This window comes from Psychrobacillus sp. NPDC093180, assembly GCF_044754065.1.
Taxonomy (GTDB): Bacteria; Bacillota; Bacilli; order Bacillales_A; family Planococcaceae; genus Psychrobacillus.
Genome location: NZ_JBIVOJ010000002.1, coordinates 467,608 through 491,042, shown reverse-complemented (window position 1 = coordinate 491,042; position 23,435 = coordinate 467,608). Strand labels below are relative to the sequence as shown.

The 23,435-nt window shown below is 36.4% G+C and carries 27 protein-coding genes and 1 pseudogene; 9 read left to right on the top strand and 19 right to left on the bottom strand.

The features are described 5' to 3' along the window. Positions 1-4: 4 nt before the first annotated feature. The gene (locus ACIP9W_RS05345) at positions 5-901 is read right to left on the bottom strand and encodes a DMT family transporter (RefSeq protein ID WP_400786805.1); all 897 of its coding nucleotides are present in this window, start codon (positions 899-901) and stop codon (positions 5-7) included. Positions 902-1,144: 243 nt separating this feature from the next. On the opposite strand from ACIP9W_RS05345, the gene ACIP9W_RS05340 reads away from it, so the two are divergent. Continuing rightward, entirely contained in the window at positions 1,145-1,630 is a 486-nt protein-coding gene (locus ACIP9W_RS05340; protein ID WP_400786803.1) for an Lrp/AsnC family transcriptional regulator, read from the top strand. A 254-nt stretch (positions 1,631-1,884) separates the two neighbouring features. Here ACIP9W_RS05340 and ACIP9W_RS05335 read toward each other — a convergent pair whose 3' ends face one another. Next, positions 1,885-2,469 carry a phosphatidylglycerophosphatase A family protein gene (locus ACIP9W_RS05335; RefSeq protein ID WP_400786800.1) on the bottom strand — a complete coding sequence of 195 codons (585 nt, stop codon included), beginning with the start codon at positions 2,467-2,469 and terminating at the stop codon, positions 1,885-1,887. 166 nt (positions 2,470-2,635) lie between these two features. On the opposite strand from ACIP9W_RS05335, the gene ACIP9W_RS05330 reads away from it, so the two are divergent. From ACIP9W_RS05330 to ACIP9W_RS05320, 3 genes are read left to right on the top strand one after another with little or no spacing between them, the layout of a single operon-like run. Further along, positions 2,636-3,358, top strand: coding sequence for an alpha/beta hydrolase (locus ACIP9W_RS05330; RefSeq protein ID WP_400786797.1), 723 nt, complete (start codon positions 2,636-2,638; stop codon positions 3,356-3,358). Positions 3,359-3,416: 58 nt separating this feature from the next. After that, on the top strand, positions 3,417-3,932 hold the full coding sequence (locus ACIP9W_RS05325; protein ID WP_400786795.1) for a YjcG family protein: 516 nt from the start codon (positions 3,417-3,419) through the stop codon (positions 3,930-3,932). Between the two features lie 3 nt (positions 3,933-3,935). Further along, a complete protein-coding gene (locus ACIP9W_RS05320; RefSeq protein ID WP_282245976.1) occupies positions 3,936-4,364 on the top strand; it encodes a GNAT family N-acetyltransferase in 429 nt (142 codons plus the stop codon). 94 nt (positions 4,365-4,458) lie between these two features. Here the strand turns inward: ACIP9W_RS05320 and ACIP9W_RS05315 are convergent, their stop codons facing one another. The 8 genes and pseudogenes from ACIP9W_RS05315 to ACIP9W_RS05280 form a co-directional block, all read right to left on the bottom strand. Then, a complete protein-coding gene (locus ACIP9W_RS05315; RefSeq protein ID WP_400786792.1) occupies positions 4,459-5,532 on the bottom strand; it encodes a hypothetical protein in 1,074 nt (357 codons plus the stop codon). Between the two features lie 1,032 nt (positions 5,533-6,564). Then, positions 6,565-6,876, bottom strand: a complete 312-nt coding sequence (locus ACIP9W_RS05310) for a hypothetical protein (RefSeq protein ID WP_400786789.1) — start codon at positions 6,874-6,876, stop codon at positions 6,565-6,567. A gap of 182 nt (positions 6,877-7,058) precedes the next feature. Continuing rightward, positions 7,059-7,304: a stage VI sporulation protein F gene (locus tag ACIP9W_RS05305; RefSeq protein WP_142537535.1), complete on the bottom strand. Its 246-nt coding sequence runs from the start codon at positions 7,302-7,304 to the stop codon at positions 7,059-7,061. A gap of 33 nt (positions 7,305-7,337) precedes the next feature. Beyond that, positions 7,338-7,412 (bottom strand): annotated as a pseudogene (locus ACIP9W_RS05300) (YjcZ family sporulation protein); the annotation flags it as partial. 131 nt (positions 7,413-7,543) lie between these two features. Further along, positions 7,544-7,909, bottom strand: coding sequence for a stage V sporulation protein AE (gene spoVAE, locus ACIP9W_RS05295; protein ID WP_400786786.1), 366 nt, complete (start codon positions 7,907-7,909; stop codon positions 7,544-7,546). Position 7,910: 1 nt separating this feature from the next. Continuing rightward, a complete protein-coding gene (spoVAD, locus tag ACIP9W_RS05290; protein WP_400786784.1) occupies positions 7,911-8,918 on the bottom strand; it encodes a stage V sporulation protein AD in 1,008 nt (335 codons plus the stop codon). Beyond that, positions 8,912-9,367 (bottom strand): stage V sporulation protein AC, encoded by a 456-nt coding sequence (gene spoVAC / locus ACIP9W_RS05285; RefSeq protein WP_282245998.1) that lies wholly within the window; start codon positions 9,365-9,367, stop codon positions 8,912-8,914. The genes spoVAD and spoVAC overlap by 7 nt, the downstream gene beginning before the upstream one ends. Next, on the bottom strand, positions 9,367-9,759 hold the full coding sequence (locus tag ACIP9W_RS05280) for a hypothetical protein (RefSeq protein WP_400786782.1): 393 nt from the start codon (positions 9,757-9,759) through the stop codon (positions 9,367-9,369). Before ACIP9W_RS05280 ends, spoVAC begins: the two co-directional genes overlap by 1 nt. A 133-nt stretch (positions 9,760-9,892) precedes the next feature. Between ACIP9W_RS05280 and ACIP9W_RS05275 the strand changes: the two genes are divergently transcribed. Beyond that, positions 9,893-10,414 carry a CotY/CotZ family spore coat protein gene (locus tag ACIP9W_RS05275; RefSeq protein WP_400786780.1) on the top strand — a complete coding sequence of 174 codons (522 nt, stop codon included), beginning with the start codon at positions 9,893-9,895 and terminating at the stop codon, positions 10,412-10,414. A gap of 431 nt (positions 10,415-10,845) precedes the next feature. Here ACIP9W_RS05275 and ACIP9W_RS05270 read toward each other — a convergent pair whose 3' ends face one another. The 6 genes from ACIP9W_RS05270 to ACIP9W_RS05245 all read right to left on the bottom strand — a co-directional run bounded on the left by ACIP9W_RS05270 (position 10,846) and on the right by ACIP9W_RS05245 (position 15,684). Then, positions 10,846-11,247: a hypothetical protein gene (locus tag ACIP9W_RS05270; RefSeq protein ID WP_282246003.1), complete on the bottom strand. Its 402-nt coding sequence runs from the start codon at positions 11,245-11,247 to the stop codon at positions 10,846-10,848. A 50-nt stretch (positions 11,248-11,297) separates the two neighbouring features. Next, the gene (gene mgtE, locus ACIP9W_RS05265) at positions 11,298-12,656 is read right to left on the bottom strand and encodes a magnesium transporter (protein WP_400786888.1); all 1,359 of its coding nucleotides are present in this window, start codon (positions 12,654-12,656) and stop codon (positions 11,298-11,300) included. Between the two features lie 231 nt (positions 12,657-12,887). Continuing rightward, complete coding sequence (locus ACIP9W_RS05260) at positions 12,888-13,802, bottom strand: RluA family pseudouridine synthase (protein WP_400786777.1); 915 nt, start codon at positions 13,800-13,802, stop codon at positions 12,888-12,890. Then, on the bottom strand, positions 13,795-14,604 hold the full coding sequence (locus tag ACIP9W_RS05255) for an NAD kinase (protein WP_282246007.1): 810 nt from the start codon (positions 14,602-14,604) through the stop codon (positions 13,795-13,797). The genes ACIP9W_RS05260 and ACIP9W_RS05255 overlap by 8 nt, the downstream gene beginning before the upstream one ends. Further along, positions 14,604-15,281, bottom strand: coding sequence for a GTP diphosphokinase (gene yjbM, locus ACIP9W_RS05250; RefSeq protein ID WP_282246009.1), 678 nt, complete (start codon positions 15,279-15,281; stop codon positions 14,604-14,606). The genes ACIP9W_RS05255 and yjbM overlap by 1 nt, the downstream gene beginning before the upstream one ends. Before the next feature lie 19 nt (positions 15,282-15,300). Further along, positions 15,301-15,684 carry a UPF0738 family protein gene (locus ACIP9W_RS05245; RefSeq protein WP_400786775.1) on the bottom strand — a complete coding sequence of 128 codons (384 nt, stop codon included), beginning with the start codon at positions 15,682-15,684 and terminating at the stop codon, positions 15,301-15,303. A gap of 99 nt (positions 15,685-15,783) precedes the next feature. On the opposite strand from ACIP9W_RS05245, the gene ACIP9W_RS05240 reads away from it, so the two are divergent. The 4 genes from ACIP9W_RS05240 (at position 15,784) to ACIP9W_RS05225 (ending at position 18,342) form a co-directional block, all read left to right on the top strand. Then, complete coding sequence (locus ACIP9W_RS05240; protein WP_400786773.1) at positions 15,784-16,359, top strand: CYTH domain-containing protein; 576 nt, start codon at positions 15,784-15,786, stop codon at positions 16,357-16,359. A 6-nt stretch (positions 16,360-16,365) separates the two neighbouring features. Beyond that, positions 16,366-17,016, top strand: coding sequence for a lytic transglycosylase domain-containing protein (locus ACIP9W_RS05235; RefSeq protein WP_400786771.1), 651 nt, complete (start codon positions 16,366-16,368; stop codon positions 17,014-17,016). Positions 17,017-17,125: 109 nt separating this feature from the next. Beyond that, complete coding sequence (locus ACIP9W_RS05230; protein WP_282246017.1) at positions 17,126-17,521, top strand: globin domain-containing protein; 396 nt, start codon at positions 17,126-17,128, stop codon at positions 17,519-17,521. After that, positions 17,521-18,342, top strand: a complete 822-nt coding sequence (locus ACIP9W_RS05225; RefSeq protein WP_282246018.1) for a ClpXP adapter SpxH family protein — start codon at positions 17,521-17,523, stop codon at positions 18,340-18,342. The genes ACIP9W_RS05230 and ACIP9W_RS05225 overlap by 1 nt, the downstream gene beginning before the upstream one ends. Positions 18,343-19,629: 1,287 nt before the next feature. Here the strand turns inward: ACIP9W_RS05225 and pepF are convergent. The 3 genes from pepF to mecA all read right to left on the bottom strand — a co-directional run bounded on the left by pepF (position 19,630) and on the right by mecA (position 23,405). Next, positions 19,630-21,450, bottom strand: coding sequence for an oligoendopeptidase F (pepF, locus tag ACIP9W_RS05220; RefSeq protein WP_400786768.1), 1,821 nt, complete (start codon positions 21,448-21,450; stop codon positions 19,630-19,632). Positions 21,451-21,512: 62 nt separating this feature from the next. Continuing rightward, the gene (locus ACIP9W_RS05215; protein WP_400786766.1) at positions 21,513-22,667 is read right to left on the bottom strand and encodes a competence protein CoiA; all 1,155 of its coding nucleotides are present in this window, start codon (positions 22,665-22,667) and stop codon (positions 21,513-21,515) included. Positions 22,668-22,739: 72 nt separating this feature from the next. Beyond that, complete coding sequence (mecA, locus tag ACIP9W_RS05210) at positions 22,740-23,405, bottom strand: adaptor protein MecA (RefSeq protein WP_400786764.1); 666 nt, start codon at positions 23,403-23,405, stop codon at positions 22,740-22,742. Between the last annotated feature and the right edge of the window lie 30 nt (positions 23,406-23,435).

The following is a 23,435-nucleotide window of genomic DNA, read 5'->3' as shown; positions in this document are numbered from 1 at the left end:
TGGATTAATAACTTTCTTTAAATTTTCGATTTTTGGTTGCAAAGTACAAAAATAAATAGCAGCCTGTTATAACGACGGCACTACCAGTTGCTTGAATCAAAGTCATTTGTTCACCAAGAAATAGAAAAGCTAAAATGGCCGTAAATATTGGATTAAAATTTAGAAAAACTCCTGACGTCGTTGAACCCAATTTTTGAACACAAATATTCCAAAGTAACATACATATCACCGTAGAAACTACCCCTGTATAAAGCATAGCAACTGAGAATGAAGTATTTATATCGGTAACATTAAAATTAGATATGCCAAAAGGCAAGAGAACAATTAATCCAAAAATAGCGGAATACAAAGTAGATAGCAAAGCTGAAACTTTCGTCATGGCCCATTTAGTGCAAACCGTGTATAAACCCCATACACATACAGCAGCTAACATCCATAAATCTCCTATATTAAAATGCAGTGAAATCAAGTAATCTATTTTCCCTTTTGATAGAACAAGAATAACACCACAAAGAGAAAAAATCATGGAAACAAATTGTAGCAAATTAATTTTTTCTTTCAAAAATATAAAAGAACAAACAGCGATAGAAATCATATTGAGTGTAGATATTAATCCTACATTTGTAGCTGTAGTATGCTCTAATGCTAAAAACTGCAAAATATTAAATAGCACTACTCCTGTTAGTCCCATAAAAAATAAAGAAAGTAGGGCATTTCGTGGTGGCAGAATCTTTTTTTCTTTCCACCATACAAGCGGTATAAGACAAACGACTGCAATCATCCATCTCAAAGTCGTCAGAGTGATCGGTGAAGCATGATCAACAAGAGATTTACTAACAACGAAATTTCCCGCCCAAAACAAACAAGTTAATAAAAGTAAGACATAATACTTAATCGGCATTCCTTATTCCCTGCCCCTTCAATTATCACCACTCTTTGTTCTATGTCTTCTAGTGACATTCCAGTGATATAAAATATACAATTTAAATAATTTTAACATTTCTCCCCCAAAACGATACTTCTTTCTGTATAATTAAATAAATTCAAAATTTCATTAAGTATTTAGTTATATTTAAGAAATAATCTTTAGTTATCATTACTATTTCTTGAGTATATTTGAAGAATATAAAGGAGTGGAAAAACAGTGGAATCTTTAAGTAAGATACTTGATGAGGTAGATTTTCATATCTTAGATATTTTGCAAAATGAAGGACAAATAAGTAATGCTGAAATTGCTAAACGAGTTAATCTGTCTCCACCTGCTACTCATGCACGGATAAAAAGACTAGAAAAAGAAGGATATATTGATCGACATGTTGTTATATTAAATCAAGAAAAGCTAGGATATGATTTATTATCCTTTATTTTCATGAGTACGAATATTCATCAACATGAAAAGCTCAAGGCCTTAGAGGAAGCATTAGAATCAATCCCAGAAGTTCTAGAGTGCCACTGCATAACAGGGGAATATGATTATCTTCTAAAAGTTGCAAACAAAGACCGCCGAGAATTGGAGAATTTTATTAGAAAGCTAAATACGTTGGGAATTTCACGCATTCAAACTAGCTTAGCACTAAGGGAAATTAAATATTCTACAGTCTTACCCATACAGGAAAAAAACGGCTTCTAGGTTTATACTTCTTCTGTCTAAATAATCAACTTTTCTTCCTGATGAGTACAAAATCCCAAGTCTTCGCAAAAAGACTTGGGATTTTTAAATTAACCGGGTTTGATGATGGAAAAGTTGCAGTGCATCTTGTAAAGACACAATTTCTTGTTGAATTTTAGAATATCCTTCGATAGTAGGCACATTTTTCGCTGTATCCCTACAATCAAAAATCCCAAATCGCTTGATAGAGCAACTTAGGATTTTTTTGCTTTTTATTATGTTCTCACGTCGTCGATGTTCGATTCAGGAGCTGTCTCTTCTGGAGCTATATCCTCAAATGTCTCGTTTGCTTCTTCTAAATCCCTCGTACGATGAGCTAAGCGAGATGCAGCGCTTGCCGCGATGCTACAGACGATATCGTCTAAGAACGTATGCACACCGTTGCCAATTTTCGTGTCTAGCTTAGAAATGATGCCAATTTTATTTTTATCTAAATGACCAAAAGTAGTTACTGCAATACTGCCGTACGTAAATACTGCTCCTAGTGCAATTGTTTCATCTACGCCAAACAAGCCCTCATCTGCTTCTACAATTTGTTGTAGTGGTGCTGATAACATTTTCTTTTCAGCTAGCTCATCTAATTCGATCCCCACTAAAATGGCATGTTGCATTTCTCTTTTTTTCAAAACACTTTTAATCGATTCTATACAGTGTTCAATGGTCAATCCTTTATTGTATGGCATTTGCATTTCATAAACAATTTTAGCGATTTCCTCAATTGTTACACCTCTTCGTAGCAATGCATCATTTGCAGCTTTTTCCACTACTCGTGAATGTACTCTTGACGTCTGTCTATCCAATTAAACTGCCCCCTTTAGTAATTTTTTCGAAGCATTGATTCATTTTTTGTATGCAAGCACTTGGTTTTACTAAACACAATGTTTCATGTGATGGATGTTTATTATACCTCTGTTCATGTATATGTTACAATTTCTATACAACATGATTACTTGTAGGAGGTTCTATATGAACAGAGGAGTTGTACAGGACTTAACGCTTTTTAGTAATGCATTGCAAGAAGATATGCAATTACTTATTTACTTACCACCCAATTATTCCCCACTATATAAATATTCTATTCTTATCGCAAACGACGGAAAAGATTATTTTCAGTTAGGGCGTATTACACGAGTAGCAGATGAATTATATGAGAAAAAAGAAATTGAAAACTTAATCATTGTTGGTGTTCCCTACAAAAGTGTAAAAGATCGTAGAGAAAAATATCATCCGGATGGTGAAAAGCATCAAGCATATATTCGATTTTTAGCACAGGAACTTATCCCGTACATAGATGCAAACTACCCTACTTATCAAATTGGAATGGGACGTGCATTAATTGGCGATTCTCTTGCTGCTACTGTATCTTTACTCACAGCTCTTCAATACCCGAATACATTCGGAAAGGTTATACTACACTCTCCGTTAGTAAATGAGTATGTATTATCTCAAGTTGAAAGTCATAAAGATGTTCATGCCTTCTCTCTTTATCATGTCTTCGGAAAAGGCGAGACAACAGTTAAAACAGGAGACGGCTTATTAACCGATTTCGTCACCTCCAATCGAAATTTGCATAATTTAATAATAAAAAAAGGATTTCCCACGTTTTATGACGAATTAGATGGAGACCATACTTGGAAGCTTTGGCAGCCAGATATGAAAAGATCACTAAAAAACAATTTCGGCTTATAAATAATTTTTTGTTATACTGATTAAGTGGAATATTAAAACTTCGAGGAGGTAATAAAAAATGAAATACGGTATTGTTGCTTTCCCATCTAAAAAAGTACAGGACTTTGCTAACTCCTATAGAAAGCGTTATGATCCCCATTATGCATTAATCACACCGCATATGACGATTAAAGGAGTATTCGAAGCAAACGAAAACGAAATCAAGAAAATTGCAGAAAATGTAGCACATGTTGCAAAAGAACATAAACCATTTACGCTAAAAACGTCTAAAGTAAGCTCGTTTGCCCCTGTTACAAATGCTATCTACTTTAAGGTTGAACCAACAGAGGATTTAATCTCCTTACACAAAAGCTTAAATGCAATTGGATTTAATGACGATGAAACCTATGCATTTGTGCCACATATTACAATTGCACAAAAAATGAATGCTAGTGAACACGATGATATTTATCCTCAGTTGAAAATGATTGGGGCCGAATTCGAAGAACAAATTGATCGCATTCATTTATTGTACCAACTTGAAGATGGTTCTTGGACCGTTTACGAAACATTTAGATTGTCTGGAGCTGAATAAGTATTGGTTATTGCGAAGAAAGTAGAAACGGAAAAAGAATATCAAGATGCAATCCTCGTTCGACGAAAAGTCTTTGTAGAAGAACAAGATGTGCCCCTTCATCTGGAATTAGATGAATATGATGCGGATGCAGTTCATTTTGTTGCGTATGATGGAGAAACACCTTTTGGTGCAGGTCGTATTCGCTCGACTGAACCATCTATCGGTAAAGTAGAACGTGTTTGTATTTTACCTGAATATAGAGGCAAAAACTTTGGCAATTTAATGATGCAATGTATGGAAGATTATGCTTTTTCGAATGGTTTTCAAAAGCTGAAGTTAAATGCCCAAAGCTATGCTATTCCATTTTATGAAAAAAGACAATACACGATTACTTCTCCTGAATTTTTAGAAGCAGGGATTCCGCATCGTGCGATGGATAAAAGTTTATAGTAGTAACTAATAAAAGTGGAATGCACGATGGATGCATTCCACTTTTTGTTATGAAATTTGTAATTCTACACTTTCTTATGAGATAATGCCTTTTTTAGTCTCTCATTTTGCGATACATCTTCGCTGCATGTCTCATTAACGAATAAAACTGTTTTTCTACCATTTCATTTTCACCTTTTTTTCTTTCATCATTGTCCAAATTGTTTTCCATATCACTTAATGGATTTTGATCAAAAGTGGCAGAGTTTTGCCCCGCATGTTTCATTAGTGCATAATATTGCTTTTTTAACATTGCTTTCTTCTCTTTAGGATTTATAAATGTTTCGGTTTTCTGTTCCTCAAATCTTTGGATAGGTGCTTGTATGGGGGACTCATTTGTTTTAGGAAGTTCGAGTTTTTCTTCTTTTAGTGTTTCGTTTAACTCTGATGGAGGCGCTATAACTTGTGTACGCTTTTTTCTGTTGGTTGCCGGAATCGCAATAGTATTTTGATCGTAATTCATTTGACTCCAAGGAGTTAAAAGTATTCTTTTTTCGTTTATTTTAATTGGAGATTCTTTATTGATGTTTGGTTCTTCATTCTTTTCGTTAACTTGTTTTTCTTGTACGTCTTCCTTAGAAACATCTATTTGTTTTTTCAAAACTGCAAGCAACCTAATAACAAGGTCTTCCATTGTAATATCTTCATTAAATTCACTAGTTGTTGAGTGTATTTCAATATCGTCCTCTTTTGTTTGTCTGAGTTGGTCGTGGAAAACGGCTTGATGAATATTTGCAATATAGGACGTAGCTATATAATGAAGTTCTTCATTATTAGTGACAATAATATAATCCTCTAGGACAATGCTTAATATCCCATAAAATGCTTGATCGCTAAAACAATTAATAGTAACCCATTCGTTTTGTAAGCTCGTTAATATACCTATAAAATCATTACTGCTTAGAGGACTCTCTCTCTTTATTGGAGCGTTTAAATCTTTTGCCTTTTTCGTAAAGGCTTTGATATGGGCAAACGTGAAATAATATATTTTTTCATTTATATCAATAGCCAGATAATCTTGTCTCACATCTAGCAAAACACCTTCCGCAAATTGTTTGTTATCTAGAAATATAGTAATTTCCCTATTAATAAGAGTGCCTAATGCTTTTTCCATATTTTTTTCTCGCAATTTGCGAGGCCTCCTTTACAAAATATTTATTTTTTAATAACACCCAACTGTAGCTGTTATTCACTTTCTTGCATGGTATCATCGTTTTTACTATATGTAATTTGGGTTTGTATCAATTGGTCAAAAGCCCAGTATTAGATCATACATCGCAAGCGCTTATCTCTAGCTCAATAAGACCAATGGAAATGTTCAATAATATGGGGATGTCGCACATAATAGGGAAACTGCGAAGTAGGTAGTTGATGAAGGTGTCCGCTAGATTTTCACTGCAGTCGTACGCTTTCCGCCGGGTGAGCGATGAGCCATTCCCTCCGCTTAGGGCGTCGTTGGAATGTCTCATTTTGCTCAGGCGGAGGAACAAAGGCTAAGAACGCCACATCGTGTGGCAACGCCTTAGAAACCAACATCCTGTTGGCCTCGGCAGGAGTCGACGCCTGCAGTAAAAATCAATAATAACTGCTTGTTTATTCAGGTATCGACTTGCTAAAAGCCAACTATTAAACAGTTTTTCAAATGGGTAAATCCAATAAATGGTGGAGTGCGACAATATCCACTGTGACTGCGATAAACTAGCCCTTGAACACGAGAAAATACCGGCTGAACGCGACAAAGCCGACAAAGTCGATGCTTTTTGTAAAGCCATCCCCAATAATGCGCCATTATACTCTGCGTCTCACTCCAAGTAAACTTGTTTTATGAATAATTGGTTGCTCTTAGGGGAAATTTGATTGCTTTCAGACTGCCTCTAGTTGCTCTCAACAGTCTTTTGTTTACTCTCAGGCTAGGACTGGTTGCTTTCACTGCTTTTTGGTTGCCCTTATCCATTATCTGGAGATACTTATTCTGCAACTACACAATTGGAGGGATTTAGTGCGGTGGCACTCGCCCGCGGAAAGCGAAGCGCCGCCGTGCCAAAATCCTAGTGGTCACCTAATAAAATTTCTTACTTCGCAGTTTCCCTATACTGATCGACAAGCCATAGAGCTTTCTAACCAATAAAAAAAAATGCCAACTTACATATTGGCATTTTCATCAGATATAACGATTAATATTATTTCCTTTACCGCTAATTTCCGCGATTATTGGTGATAAATTGATAGGGTTTGGTTGGATAAAGCTTTTATATAATGGTAGATCAGTTGATTCTTTTGGTTCCTTTAATTGCTTTTCTTCGTTTTCTGCTAGTTCTAGTTCTTGCTCTTGCTTATGTAAATGTTCCTCGAAGCTTGTCTTCATCCTAACGCCGTCCACATTATTAATGTACGCAAAATTATAATTATCCATTAGCATTCGGTTAGCATAAATCTGAGACTGTATCGGTTGATTTGGAATAATATAGCCCATCTTTTCCACCTCCATCTATTTATATTTACTCCATACCCGAAAAAAATATACTTTAAACCACTTAGCCTCAGAAAATTTGAACTTTTATTTTATCCAGTTTATCGGATAAAATATAAGTCATCTTCCTGAGGCTTTTAGTGTTCACTTTTTTGTCGAAAGAGAATTCAGTTTTCAGTTGTTATCTATAAAAGCTTTTCTATATCTTTTAAGCTTAACGAGCTTCCACTTTGTAAAATGGACTTCGTTAATTCATCTTCCATTTGTTGAGATACTGGTTTATTTGCTAGCTTGCCAACTTTGCGTACAATTTTACGAACTTGCTTTTCATCCGTAAAATCTGCATATGAGATGGCATTGGCAAGCGTAAACAAGTCTTCCATAGATACTCCAGTTTTATTTTCAATTGCTTTAAATAATGGATTTTGCACTTCTTTTCCCCCTCACATTATGATTGTTTTGGATTAAGGGAGAAAACTTGCTCCTACAATAATTAATAAGATGAATAAAACAACGATTAAAACGAATGTTGAGCTACGATTTCCACCGTTACCATAGCCTCCGCCATAGCCGGGATATCCTCCACCACAGTAGTCGTACATATCCTTTCCCTCCTCTCCTCTTCAACTTACTATATGCAAAGAGGTGACTTAGAAAAAGGGCGTTTTAACTAGTAGGTCGTATTCCGATTTTGAAAAATAAATGCGCCAATCACTCCGAATATGATAGCTGCACTTATTCCAGAGCTTGTGACCTCGAACATTCCTGTTATTACACCTATCAGTCCATGTTTTTCTGCTTCAATTAGTGCACCATGCGTTAATGAATTCCCAAACGAGCTAATAGGAATGGTTGCACCTGCTCCTGCAAAATCAATTAATGGTTCATATAAACCAATACCGTCTAAAATCGATCCCGCTACTACTAGCGTGCTTAAAGTATGAGCAGGCGTAAGCTTTAAGCCGTCCATCAAAATTTGACCTACAACACAAAAAAGGCCACCAACAACAAATGAAGTAATTAATGAAGAAATCATTTTATCCCCTCTTTTCCATACGGCATTCAATGGCATGCGCAATACAAGGAATTGTTTCACCTTGTTGAAATGTTAAAGGTGATAATAACGCTCCTGTTGCAACAAGCAATACACGTTTATAAACACCATTTTTTAATTGTTTGTATATATGACTAAAAAAAACAGTAGCTGAACAACCAGCCCCACTAGCACCTGCATTGAAAAAAGAATCGTCTCCATAAAATTGTGCTCCTGCATCTTGTAGGATCACTCCACTATCTTCATCTTGAAACATTTCCTTTAAGATAGACAAACCAATTTTCCCTAGATCACCTGTCATAATAACGTCATAATCAGAAATCTTACTATTAGTATTTTTTAAATGTCTTTCTATTGTATCTCTTGCTGCAGGTGCCATCGCTGCTCCCATATGTAGAGGGTTTTGTTGACCTCCATCAACCACTCTTCCAATCGTGGCATGTGTAATAATCGGCGCATTTTTTGCATGATTTTGAAGTAGTGCAAAACCAGCACCAGTTACGGTCCATTGAGCTGTTCCAGGTTTTTGCGCTCCATATTCAAGCGGATATCTAAACTGTCTTTCCACCGCTGGATGATGACTAGACGCCCCCGCTAAAATGGACTTTGCATTACCTGATTCTATTAGAAGGCTACCAAGGATCACTGATTCCATCGAGCTTGCACAAGCCGAAAAAACACCTAAAAAAGGGATAGCTAATTTCCTTGCGGCAAAATTGGTAGGAGACAATTGATTGATCAAATCGCCACCAATAAACATATCGATATTATCCATCTGCTCCCGGCCTTTTTGAACAGTCACTGCACAAGCTTTTTCGATAAAACGTGTATTCGCTTGTTCATATGATTCATCTTTTTCATTCTCTAATGGAAGAATTTCATCAAATGAAGCAGCAAAAGGACTATCTTTTTCCATTGGTCCAACAACCACACCAGTACTTGCTATGCTAGGTTTTTCTTTAAATTGAATTGTCCCAAATGTATTCACCATGAGACCACTCCCATTTTCACTAAAATTGTTTTAATAAGTGCTACACAAAAGGCAGAGAATACACCGAACACAATAACGGAGCCGGCTAACTTAAATATGTTCCCTCCTACCCCTAATACATAGCCTTCTGATTTATGTTCAATTGCAGCAGAAACGACGGCGTTTCCAAAACCAGTTACCGGCACTGCCGAGCCAGCACCTCCAACTTGAGAAATCTTTTTGTATAATCCGGTTCCCGTTAAAATCATTACAATGAAGATCATTGTAGCTACTGTAGGATTTGCAGCCGTTCTTTCTGTGAAAGGGAAAAATCGTATATAAAAAAAAGTAATTAGCTGCCCTATCGTACAAATAGCTCCTCCTATTAAAAATGCTTTTAGTATACTAAAAAACATTACGGGTTTAGGGGTCTGTCTTTCGACTATTTTATCGAATTGTTTTTGGTCCATTATGTCTCTTCCTTTAATAAAGATTTTATTTCATCGACTGATTTAGTTAGTTCGTCATTTTTTAAATTTTGCTTCATTATTTTTTCGATTTCCCATTTTAATTTCAAGTCATTTGATACAAGAAATTCTTTATCCGGAAATTTTTCTTTTAATTCCTTCTCAATGTTTTTTGCTATTTTGTTTTCACTAAATTGATGCATCCTCCGTATATCGATTGAAACAAGTACATCATCTTTGTTCATCACACTTCGATATCCATAAACTGCTTCTTTACTGTTCAATACTTGTTCTAACTCTGGTAAATCATTTTCCGGATATATCACTTGGTTCGTCTCATTCGAACAAGCAGTTAAGAAAAGTAAAAGCAAAAGTGTATATTTTATCTTTATCATTGGCTTTTTGCTCCTTTTAAATTAGTATGACCTCGCAAAAATGAAATATACGAAAGACACTAGAGATATTTGCCCTATTCGAAGTAGGGATCTTACATAAGTTAGAAAGAGATAACAAAGGAGGTGAAACAAAATGGGTTGTGGAAGAAATGAAGACGTAACTGATGTTACGAGACATGATAGAGGGTGCGTTTGTGATGTTGTTCGTGCTATTAAAGACATCCAAGATCAAGCAACAAATGATGATTGTCCGCAATGTCCTACAAACTGTTTCTTAGAACCACTTGGAGGTCTTGTAAGTCCTGCCGCTCGTCATCGAGCAGACACACGAGTTTTCATGTTGTTAACTAAGGATGGCGATCCTTTTAAAGCATTTTTCCGTGACACAGATAACTGCGATAATGATTGTATTTCCGTCTATTTCCGTGTAGAAGATATTTTTGACGGTTGTTGTGCAACATTACGTGTGTTAGAACCACTTGATTCCAATAGACATGAAGTTGATTTATTATCTGAATGTGGTACAAAAATTAATTTGAGAAAACTTTGTAAAGTACGTAACTTTAGATTGACAGGCAGCTGTATTACAGTAGATTTAAATTGTTTCTGTGCTATTGAATGTGTAGCAGATGTATTTTTAAATGTATGTGACTGATCGTTTCATCTCGTAGTGTCTATTCCGTTCGGGCCAATCCCGAACGGTTTTGTTGTAGAATTTTATACATACTTATTTAGTATCGACTCGCTAAAAACAAAATCTCCAACAGTTTTTCGTAAGTATAAATCCAATAAATGGTTAAGAGCAACAGATTATTCTTTGAAAGCAATCAATTCTTAAAACAACCAACTTATTTGAAGTGAGACACCAAAGATTAAGACAAGTTATTAATAAGCAAAGCTGCACATTTGAATCCCAACTGGATGAGTTGCCCTTAGAGCGAATTTTGCAGTAGTAGAGTCCCACTCGTCTGCACGAGGTAGCTTATAGACTTACTACGCAAGACAAATGAAAGTTATCTTGGTAAAGATAGATAAGATTATTTTATATATAAAAAAACTACCCTTTTGAAGGATAGTTTGCTCTTTTTATTTCATTTCTACTCCACGCCATATAATTCTTTCTACTTGTTCAACTGGATACGTCATAAGTTCTCCTGCTCCAACAAAAAAAGTTACTCGCCCGTCTTCTACTTTTTCCACTTCACCTTGAAGCAGCGAACCATCCTCAAAATGGAATACTAATGGACGATATACTTTTCGCTGAAATGGTTTCGCTAAAAATTTTAGCTTTTCAAAAATGGCTACTGTCTTATCGGTCATACTCGTACGTAATTCATAGATAGAAGTGCTTTCATCTTGCACTCGCACTTGTTCTTGGACTTTTTCTATCACTTGCTCTTCCATTTGTATATCCACTTTTTCACGAGGAGGAAGATGGAAAACCGGCGGACCTTTTATATAGATTAAAGGATCATTATAAATGTTCACAGCCACATCCTTTTTCCTTTACTTTATGCATTTAGCTAAAATAATGTGAACTACACCTGTAATGAAGAAATAAAGACCGTCGCAAGGCCAAGATAAATTAAAATACTAATGACATCATTGATTGTAGTAATAAACGGTCCCGATGCAACAGCTGGATCTATTTTCATACGCTGAATCAATAAAGGAATAAACGAACCACAAATTGTCGCTACAAAAATAGAAACAAAGATCGCTGCCCCGACTAATAATCCAATTAAAAGATCATGCTTCCAAAAGAAAACAATACCTACTACAATAATTCCACATAATATTCCTGTAGTTAAACCGGTCCCAGCCTCTCTAGCAAGCAGTTTCAGCTTACTTTGCTTCTCAATATCCCCTGTAGCAATCCCTCTAATAGCAACAGCTAAAGCCTGAGTACCACTATTTCCAGCGGTACCTGATATTAATGGGATAAAAACCGCGAGTAATGCAACTTTTTCTAACGTTTCTGTAAACACACTCATCAGACTTGCAGTCATCATTCCTAAAAATAATAAAATAATAAGCCATGGCAGTCTTTTCTTGGCTGCTTGAAATGGATTTTTATCAAATGTGTCCATATCCGATACACCGGCAAGTTTGGAGTAATCATCCGATGCTTCTTCATCTAATACGTCAATAATATCATCGACTGTAACGATCCCAAGTAGATGTTGTTCAAAATCGACTACCGGTACTGCTAAGAAATCATAGTCTTTAATCATATGTGCTACTTCTTCTTGATCAGCACTAACTAAAACGCTAACGACGCGTTCGTTCATAATATCTTTAATAAGCGTATCTTCATCTGCAATGATTAAATCGCGAAGGGAAATAACCCCAGTTAATTGATGATCCTCACTTACAACAAACATATAATAAATCGTTTCAGCTTTGGGTGCTTCGTTTCTAAGTATGGTCATTGCAGACCGACATGTGGAGGTTTCTGGAATGGCAACATATTCAGTTGTCATAATTGATCCTGCTGTATATTCCTCATAATGGAGAAGGTCTTTAATCTCTTGTGCAGATTCTACATCCATTATACTTAAATAGCTAGCGACTTGATCTTTCCCTAACTCATTCAGTACATCAACTGCATTATCAGCGTACATATAGGAAAGCATGTCTGCTGCATAGGTTTTGTCCATTTCCTTTAAGTAAAAATCATATTGTTCTTCTTCAAATTTTGTCGCTTCAAACAGCTCGGCCATTTCTTGAGGAGATAGGTAATGAAAGATTTTCTTTCGTATTTCTGGATCCACCTTTTCAAAAAATAGCGATTGATCGTATGGATGTAACTGCATAAATTCTTCTCTAAATGCATCCATTAAATCATTACTTAAGAAATCAATTAAATTTGATTCTTCTAATTGTAGTTGATTCATTTCTTCTTTCACACTTTTCCCTCCTTCCAATGTTCCTCTCTCATTGTATGGGCTTAAAAACGAATAAGCAACCTCTTTCACATAAAAAAGGGTGTTGCTCCAACTTGTATTATTCCCCGGGAAATCATTCTGAAACGCTCCTCCTAGAACCGCCAATACAATTAAGCGGCTTTACTACGTAGTATCCCCACACTAAATGGAGAAAACCACTAAATTCCCTGTTAGACAGGATTATTTAGTGGTTTTAAAAGGTATAATATTCTCCATATCTTGTGGAAAAGGAGAAGTTATTTTTAATGATTCGCCTGAAAATGGGTGGATTAATTTTAGCTCTCTAGCGTGCAAAGCTTGTCTTTGTATGAATTTTAAGCTGCCACCATATAAATCGTCTCCTATTAAAGGATGTCCAATTGACATCATATGTACACGAATTTGATGCGTTCTACCAGTATGCAACTGCAATCTAACATGTGTTAGTTCTTCACCTTCCAAGTGAAAGCGATTTAAAACTTGTACAGAGGTTTTAGCATTTTTGCCTTCTGGCGATATGAAACGTTCAATAATACTGCCATCTTTTCGCCCGATCGGAGCATCAATAGTAAAGGCATCTTCTTTTATAAATCCATGTACAATTGCTTCATAGTCTCTGGAAATGGTGCCTGCTTTTTGCATCTCACTCAATAAGTGATGCGCATGGCGATGCTTTGCGACACAGATTACTCCCGAAGTATCTTTATCTAGTCTGGTCACGATATGAACAGTAGAGGAGATCCCACTTTCAGCAAAATAGCCTGCCAAGAAATTCGCAACTGTTCCGCGTGGATGTTCACGTGAAGGGATCGTGCTGAGCCCCGCCTCTTTTGAAAAAATTAATATATGATCATCTTCAAATAGAATGGGGAAATCTCCTTTTTGCGGGATTAAGCCTTCGCTTTTCTTCTCCTCTGGAAATATGATTGTCACGATATCGCCGGTTTCCAAAGTATGCCTAACCGTTTTTTCTTCCCCATTAACAAGTATCTTGCCGCCTTCATATTTAATACTAGTCAACGCTTTTTTCGAAATACCATACTGTTTGATGGCATCTCGAAGTATCACTGGAGCTTCTTTTATTTCAAAAGATAAAGTTATTCGTTGATTAATCATTTTTCAGGTCACTATCAATGAAGGAATCGTGAACTCGTTGCCAAAACGGAAACGATCTGAACCTTGCAAAACGAATTTTTTCGTCCGCCACCCGGTACTTTATCGACTGCACATCTTTGTGTAGTAAATGTAAATGATCGATCGTCACCATAAAATCTGGGCCTTTTACCGGCTTCAATAAACAGGTATGATGTTTAGGTAATACAAGAGAAGAGCCAACTGTCCGGAAAACCCGATTATTAATAGATGCAATTTCTGCAAGTTGCATTGCTTCTAAAGAAGGATGCACGATCGCCCCACCTAGCGCTTTGTTATAGGCTGTACTGCCAGATGGTGTGGACATACATAGCCCGTCTCCTCTAAATCGTTCAAAGGGCTTGCCATTTAACTCAACATCCATCACTAATGTTACATCCGGAGATTTTACAGTCGATTCATTAACAGCAAGATACACGGAGCTATCTTCTTCATGTCGATAGTTAATCGTAACTTCTAGGAGAGGATATTCAATGACTTCGAATTCTTTTTGGGCAATGCTAATGACGAGCTTTTCGATTTCTACTGGTTTCCAGTCTGCATAAAAACCTAAATGCCCCGTATGAATACCGACAAAAGCAACAGTACGCGTTAAATGCTTATATTTGTGGAAAGCATGTAATAACGTTCCATCTCCACCTATCGATAAAACAATATCAGGGTTTTCCTCATCCAATACTAATCCAAAATCAACTAAATACTTTTTAGCCTTTTCCATTAAGCGATTGGATAAGTCATCATTTCGTGATTGAATAAAAAATTTCATCACGCACGTCCCCTTTCTTCTTTTTGGCCTTCATGAATTCTTGGTGTAGATAGCTCTTTATATTCACTAAAATATTTTTGGGCATCTTGTATTTCACCGCGTATTAACGACATTTCTTCATCTAAACGAAAAGCTGCTTCCGCTGCATACTGCAGACGTTTTTTTATCTCCTCTGGAAATATCCCTTTATACTTATAATTTAGCGAATGTTCAATTGACGCCCAAAAATTCATGGCAAGTGTCCGGATTTGTATTTCCGCTAAAATATGGACTTCTCCATGAATTGTTTGAACCGGATAATCAATAATGACATGATACGACCTGTATCCGCTTTGCTTTTTATGAGAAATATAATCTCGTTCCTCTACCACTTTAATATCTTTTCTTGCACGTAGTAGTTCTACCACATGCTCGATATCATCGACAAACTGGCACATCATACGAAGGCCAGCAATATCAGGTATTTCTTTTGCTAACGTCTCGGAAGGTTCGAATGCGATACCTTTAATAAGTGACTTGTCATAAATACTTGCAAGCGGCTTAACACGTCCCGTAACAAATTCTATTGGCGAGTTTGTATTTTCAATTTCATATTGTGTGCGCATTCCTTTTAGCTTTACTTTTAACTCGGAAACTGCTTGCTTGTAAGGCTCTAAAAAACGTTCCCATTGACCCATATACTCACCTACATTTCACTCATGCTTTTAATATTTCTTCAAACGCTTCTTCTACCGCTTTGGAAAATTCGACACCATAGTTATCATTGCCTTCAATATTAAAAATCAGCATTTCCAGTTCTTCCTTAAAATTTTTTAAGGTTAGTTCAATATTTCCGAACTGTAATGTCGGATCATCTTCCGCTTTTAATGTATTAACTAATAATGGCCATACATCTTGTCCAAATTTTACATAATGATACCCATCTTCATCTTCTAATAGGTACACAAATGACAACGAGTCGGAATCGGTAATCATTCGGCCTCCCGCATTTATACTTGGTTTGTCCGGTGTTACCTCTAATGTAAAACGTATATCATTTTCTAGTTGCACGCCACTGTGCACGTTATAAGTAATAGGCAAAATAAATCTTTCCTTTCTGTCCATTCTTTCACTATTTTAACATATTGAAACTCCTTGCAAACCGTCTATAATAGAAATAATAAGAAAGGTAGTGAAATTGTGCACTCTGAACGTGAAATCGAATTTAAGAACCTACTTACAAAAGAAGAATTTCAAGGATTAGTTTCCTTTTTAGGCTTAACATCTACCAACTTCCAAACACAAACAAATTACTATTTTGATACACCAGAAAGCTATTTTAAAGAAAACAAAATGGGATTTAGATTACGCGTATTACCTAACCGCAATGAATTAACTTTAAAAATACCAGTACAGGAACATGTAATGGAAGAAAAAACTGTCGTACTATCCAATGATGAACGTGATGCTATTATTGACGAATCATGCTTCCCTGCTGTCTCATTTTTGGAGCAAATAAAAGATAAAGGACCATTAACATGTATCGGACGTATGCAAACAGATCGAGCACAAATCGCGTACAAAAAAGGTACACTTTTTTTGGATCACTCCTTTTATAGTCGTATAGAAGATTTTGAGGTAGAATATGAATGTGGAGACGTCGAAAATGGGCAGAAGGTTTTTCTACAATTATTAGAAGAAAACCATATTCCCCTCCGAACTACTGATAAAAAAATTGCTCGCCTTATGAAATATAACAATTCGTTGAAAGGTTGATACCTAATGGATATTCAATCCCTTAAAACACTCATGGAAATAAATGCAATGCAGACGCTCGGAAGTGTACAAAGTTCGCTAAACACTTCACCTGCATCCTTATTTTCTGACATGTTAGGACAGGTACTACAAAGCGATGAAAATAATACGGCTTTGGGCAACGGGAACTCCCTCTATTATAATGGCAATTCCCCTGTTTTTAAGCCTTCAAACCTTGCATTTCAAAATGAAAGTTTAATGAATGCTATTGCTAATTATGCACCTTTAGAAACGATGAAATCCTCCGATTTTGATGACATTATAAAGCGTGCAGCGAAATACTATAATGTACCAGAGAAACTAATATCATCTGTCATTAAACAAGAATCTAATTTTAATCCATCAGCTGTAAGTTCAGCTGGTGCATCAGGTTTAATGCAATTGATGCCTGGTACAGCCAAATACTTAGGTGTAGCGAATATTTTAGACCCCGAGCAAAATGTCATGGGCGGTGCAAAGTACTTACGCCAAATGCTCGATCAGTTTAATGGGGACACCGAAGTAGCACTCGCTGCCTATAACGCAGGACCGGGAGCAGTAAAAAAATATGGCGGAATCCCCCCATATAAAGAAACACAAAATTATGTTCAAAAAGTATTAAACTATTACCAAGCATAATATCGCCACGACCTTTTCAGGTCGTTTTTATATGGCAATCTAATTATTTGAGATAATTCTTTGGGATTGATAGAATGATATTAGTGCTAAAACAAAGGAGTAACGAATTATGACACAAAAACCAATACTTCCTTACGATGAGATTGGAGCAGAGAAACTATCCGAGCTTGTCGATACGTTTTACAGTAATGTTGCAAAACATCCATTGCTAAAGCCTATTTTTCCAGATGATTTAACCGAGACCGCTAGAAAACAGAAACAATTTTTAACACAATATCTGGGTGGTCCCAATTTATATACAGAAGAGCATGGACATCCAATGATGAAAATGCGTCATAATCCGTTCCCGATTACACCTGAGAGAGCAACAGCTTGGCTTTCTTGCATGAGAGCTGCAATGGACACTGTTGGTCTAGAAGGTAAAGTGCGTGAAACTTTCTATCGAAGACTGGAGCTTACTGCCAACCACATGGTCAATCAAATGAGTCATGAGGAGGAACAATAGTGACAAGAATACTCATTCCGACTGAACCGATTACATCTCCTTTAGTAAACAAGCCACTTGAAATGTATGTATTTCTAGATCCCCTTTGCTCAGCTTGTTGGGAAATGCAACCGATTATTCGGAAATTGCAAGTTCAATACGGACAATATTTTACGATTAGAACGGTACTAAGTACACAGTTGAATAATTTAAATACTGTCTGCAACACGTCAAAGGAAGAAAAAAAGCAGATCCATTGTGAGTTTCCGGATATAGAGCATTCTGTATTCCCTTCCATTGCAGTAAAAGCTGCAGAGTTTCAAGGGAAAAAGGCTGCTCTTCGTTTTTTCAATAAAATACAAGAATACCTTTTCATTAAAACAAAAAATGTTACTTCCCTTTCTGTTTTGCAAGAAATAGCAAGCAAAGTCAACATTGATGTAGAAGAGTTCACACAAGATTTTAAATCAAGAGAATGTGCACGCTCTTTCCAAAGTGATTTATCCATCACTTCTGAAATGGATGTCACCACATTTCCAAGTATCGTATTTTTTAATGAAAACATAGAAGATGAAGGTATAAAAGTATCAGGCATTTATCCTTATGAAATTTATGTACAAATATTACAAGAAATGCTCTATGAAATACCGGAAGTACAACAACCACCAGCACTCGAAAAGCTTTTTGATCGATTCCATTCCCTAACGACAAATGAAATTGCTAGCTATTATAATATTTCCGAACAACAAGCTGAACGAGAACTGAAAAAGCTACTTTTACTTCAAAAAGTTGAAAGATTAGTATTACCCGATGTTGTCATATGGCGATTAAAAAATAACTAAGAAAAGCTCCTCATCTACAATCGATGAGGAGCTTTTCTTTGCCCGATTTCATATATGTATACACTCTTTCCATGTCTGTTGATTAACCAATTTTCATGGGGCATTGGCATTTAAATTGAATCCTATTTTCCGGTTGTATGTTTTTAGTATGCTTTAGACCCAGAGCATATCACCAATTTCAATTTATCTTGTAGAGAAATTAAAACAATTTCTTTTTCAAATAGAAAAGACCCTTTCCTCAGTTAGGAAAGGGTCTTTTCGTTTTACAAAGGGGATGGGAGAAATGTTCACGTTCAAACAAAGGGGTGTATGTTATCTTGTGATTTATTTCACACTCTTACTTTAACATGCTCCCTAAATAAATACAATATATTAGCTTGCATTTTCACAAATTCGTCATACATTAGACGTCATACCTTTTTAAGTCTTCACCTGACTAGATTTTAGGTGAGCTTTAATGCCCTTGTTGCATGGATAATGCACCTAATAGGGAAACTGAGCGGTAGAAATTTCTATTAGGTGACCGCTATGATTTTCCCTACAGTCGTACACTTTCCGTGGGGGGAGCGATGAGCCATCCCCGCCGCTTTGGGCGTCGTTGGAATGTCTCATTAGCCCAAGGAACAAAGGCTAAGAGCGCCACATCGTGTGGCAACGACTTTGAAACCAACGTCCTGTTGGCCTTCACAGGAATCGACGGCTGCAGTGAAAATCAATAACTGCTTGTTTATTCAGTATCGGCTTGCTAAAAACCAACTATTAAACAGTTTCTGAACTGGGTAAATCCAATAAATGGTGGGGTGCGACAATATCCACTGTGGCTGCGATAAACTAGCCTCTGAATGCGACAAATCCTACAAAGTCGATGCTTTTTGTAAAGCAATGCCCAATAATGCGCTATTATTATCGGCGTCTCACTCCAAGTATACTTGTTTTATTAATAATTGGTTGCTCTCAGGGGTAATTTGGTTGCTTTCAGACTGCCTCTAGTTGCTCTCAACTATCGCTTGGTTGCTCTTAGGCTAGGACTGGTTGCTTTCACTGCTATTTGGTTGCCCTTATCCACTTTCTGGAGATACTTATTCTGCAACTACTTAATTAGAGGGATTTAGTACGGTGGCGCGAGCCAGGCAGTCGCTCCCCCTTGGAAAGCGAAGCGCAGCCGCGCAGAATCCTATAATGCTATTCTAAAAAAGTTATCTACATATCTTAAATATTCCACTGTTTCCTAACCAACAAAAAAGGCCAAACTGGATGAATCTTCAGTTTAGCCTTCTTCCAATTATTTTATTCTGCTAAAAGTAATTGTTCTAGTTCATTTAGCTTTTCTTCAAATACTCGACATGCTTCTTCGATAGGAGCAGCTGTGTTCATATCTACGCCAGCTTTTTTCAACACTTCAATTGGATAATCCGAGCAACCTGCTTTTAAGAATTCATTTATATAACGGTCTACAGCTGGTTGACCTTCTGTTAAAATTTGATTGCTTAATGCGGTAGCAGCACTTAAACCAGTCGCATATTGATACACGTAATAATTGTAATAGAAATGAGGAATTCTCGCCCACTCTAATCCAATTTGCTCGTCAATGACGATATCATCGCCAAAATATTTTTGATTTAGTTTATAATACTCTTCCGTTAGCTTATCCGCTGTTAATGCTTCTCCGTCTTGGTCAAGCTGATGGATAATGTGCTCAAACTCTGCGAACATGGTTTGACGGAATACAGTTCCACGGAATCCATCTAACCAATGATTTAGCAAGTAAATACGTTTTTTAGGATCTTCAATTGTTTTTAATAAATAATCATTCAGTAATGCCTCATTACAAGTAGATGCTACTTCTGCTACGAAAATAGAGTAATCACCATACACATACGGTTGGTTTGCGCGAGTATAGTAACTATGAATACTATGGCCAAATTCATGTGCTAATGTAAACAAATTGTTTACATTATTTTGCCAGTTCATCAAAATGTATGGGTTTGTACCATACGTACCGGAAGAATATGCTCCAGAGCGCTTTCCTTTCGTTTCAACTACATCTACCCAACGATTTTCTAAACCTTGTTTTACGATCGATACATATTCTTCTCCAAGCGGTGCAAAGCTTTTTAACATTGCATCGCAAGCTTCCTCATACGTATATTCCATTTTTAATTCTTTTACAAGTGGTGTATATAAATCCCACATATGGAGCTCATTTAATCCTAGTACTTTTTTTCGTAAGCTAACATATTTATGGAGCAGATGAACGTTTTTATTGACCGTTCCGACTAAATTATCGTAGACGCTTTCAGGAATATGATTTCCCGACATAGCTGCTTCACGAGCAGAAGCGTATTTTCTAATTTTAGCGTTTACATTATCCCCTTTTACATTCCCAGCTAAAGTAGATGCAAATGTATTACGGAACTTGCCATATGTTTCATACATCGCTTTAAATGCGTCCTCTCGTACACGACCATCTTCACTTTCTAAAAAGCGTGAATATCGTCCGTGAGTGAGTTGTACTTCATTGCCATCTTCATCTTTGATCGATGGAAATTCCAAATCAGCATTGTTTAACTTACCGAATGTATCCGACGGTGAACCAGCCACTTCTGAAAACTGTGCAAGTAATGCTTCTTGTTCTTTAGGAAGTACGTGTGGACGTTCTAGATTAATTTCTTCTAAAAGTTGGCGGTATAATTGTAAATCACTGTTTTCAGATAAGTAGGTAGAAAGAGTTGACTCATCTAATGATAAAATTTCCGGCACTAAAAATGATAGTTCCGTAGAAACTTTTACATATAGCGATTTAATACGGCTGTCCATCGCTTGATAAGTGCTATTTGCTGTATCTTGGTCAGAGCGCATATGAGCATAAGTATAGAGCTTACGTAAACGCCCTGTAAGTTCATCACGATAAGTTAGTACCTCTAACAAAGCATTCGCACCATTTGCAATAGTCCCTTGAAATGCTGCTGCTTTCTCAGCTAATTTAGCTACATCTTGGAATTCTTTTTCCCAAGCGTCATTGGAAGGAAAAATGTCTTCTAATTTCCAAGTTAGATGCTCTTCTACTTCCTCACGCGTTAATACTTTGTTGTTTGTTTCTGTTGTCAAGATGAACTCCCCTTCCATTTGTTACGAAATTCGTATCACTAATTATTTTCTCAATTTTCAGGTCACTTTGCAAGGAAATCACTGTATAGAAGCTTATACATTTTTGATCTATTAACCTTCCATTTATAAATGTCAGTGTCTGATTTTATGAGACATTCCTGTAGGATCGACAAATAGGTTTGGACAGCTTTTAAGTGGATAGGAGAAGGCTGTTTAAGACCGATTGGACGATATAGTAGAAATACTTCACAATGTGCTCGATTCGCTTCCTCAATAGGGACTTTAATTTGATTTAAATAGTCAATCCATTGTATTTGCCACTCCACTGCATGTACATGAAATGATTCTGCAAATGCCGTAGGAATTCCTATGAAAATTGGTATTTCTCTGGGAGACATTCTCCATCTATAGCATACTTCTAAAAACGGATTTTGAACTCCTTTTCTATTATAGAAATACAAATTATTTATATGCTTAAAACGTTGCTTTCTATACATGTTGAAATACATGGCGTACTCTTTATCAGATAGCCGTTTGACAACTGCAAATGGCCAAGTTTGCTTCTCCATCGGCAGCTTTTTTACTTTGACGATATACTTATTTGATTGGATATGAACTGGATTGGAAATATAGTGAAAGAACTTTGTTTGGGGACAGTAGGATATAATCATTTTCCCATTGGTGGGGGTTTCCAGGAAAAATTGCTGACGAAATGCGGATAATTGCATGATTCCTATTTCTTGAGGTGGGAACTCTGAAATGGTTGGTGTCCTCAATATCCATAGGGGTTCTATTTGGTGTTGCTTATAGCCTCTGTTACGATCTTCAATGATAGAAGGTAATATGTGGCTACATTGATATTCAACAGCTACCTGGGAATGATTGTAGTGAACTAAAATATCTGGTCTTTGTTTAATATTAGGGATGTATGACTCTAGTTGAGGCTTGCTATTACGCTGTTGGAAAAACGTGTGCAATTGTAATTTGCCATTCAAGTGGTCTTCACTTTCACCTTCTGAAAAAGAATGTATACATTCAGATCTTCGTTTATGTGCAAAATGGGGAATTTTTATGGGGCCGCTTTTCAATATTACTTCTTCCTTACACTGAAGGCACTGAAATGTACTTTTGCCTTTTAAATCGTTTAAAAACTGTCGTGAATAGTTGGCAGATATGATTATTTCACCTTGTTTTGTTTGTGCCGTTAGTATGGTCATCACCTCTACTCACTAATGTACGAATTTTCAGTGAAAAAATCAAGAAAAAAAAAACCTTCGTTTTACGGAAGGTTAAAAATGCCTGTTTAGCTCTTGGAATACGTCATTTACAATGATTTCTTTTCCATATTCTTGAATCATATGAATAGTAGTTTTTGTACTACTTGCAAATTCAGAAATAACGCTTAGTGTATTTAAAACAGTTTCAAATTCTGTTGTTTCCGAATTAAAAATTAAATGTAAGTAATACTTTTCTTCGTAATGATACAAGGATGTTTGGAAATCTACTTTATCCATTTTTTTTGCTAGAACTAGTAAATCATCAAAGTTCTCAAACACGAATGTGTACTCTGAAGATATTTCTTCCCCATCATCCATGTAATGCGAAAACTCATCAAATTCGTGAGTTCCTAAAGAACTAGAGACACCATTTTTGAAAATTTTATTTGACAGGTCATCCATTTCAAAATCATCTGATCGTTCCTCATGTTTTCCTATTTCCGTTCGAGTGACAATCACTTCCAAGCCTTTTTCCATCGCATGAACTTGTATCCATAACGGGCCATCTAATTCTTCAAAATGGTCATCATCATGAACCTCATCCATCATCTCCCAAAAAAGCTGCTCGCTCTTATCTTTGTTAAACCATATTTCATCTCGGCTGAAGCCTCTTTCTTCAATGTCGATGTATGAAATGTATACTTTGAAAGTGTTGTCATTGATACGTTCGATATCCATTTAACACATCTCCTTTCGCTTCCTACCGTC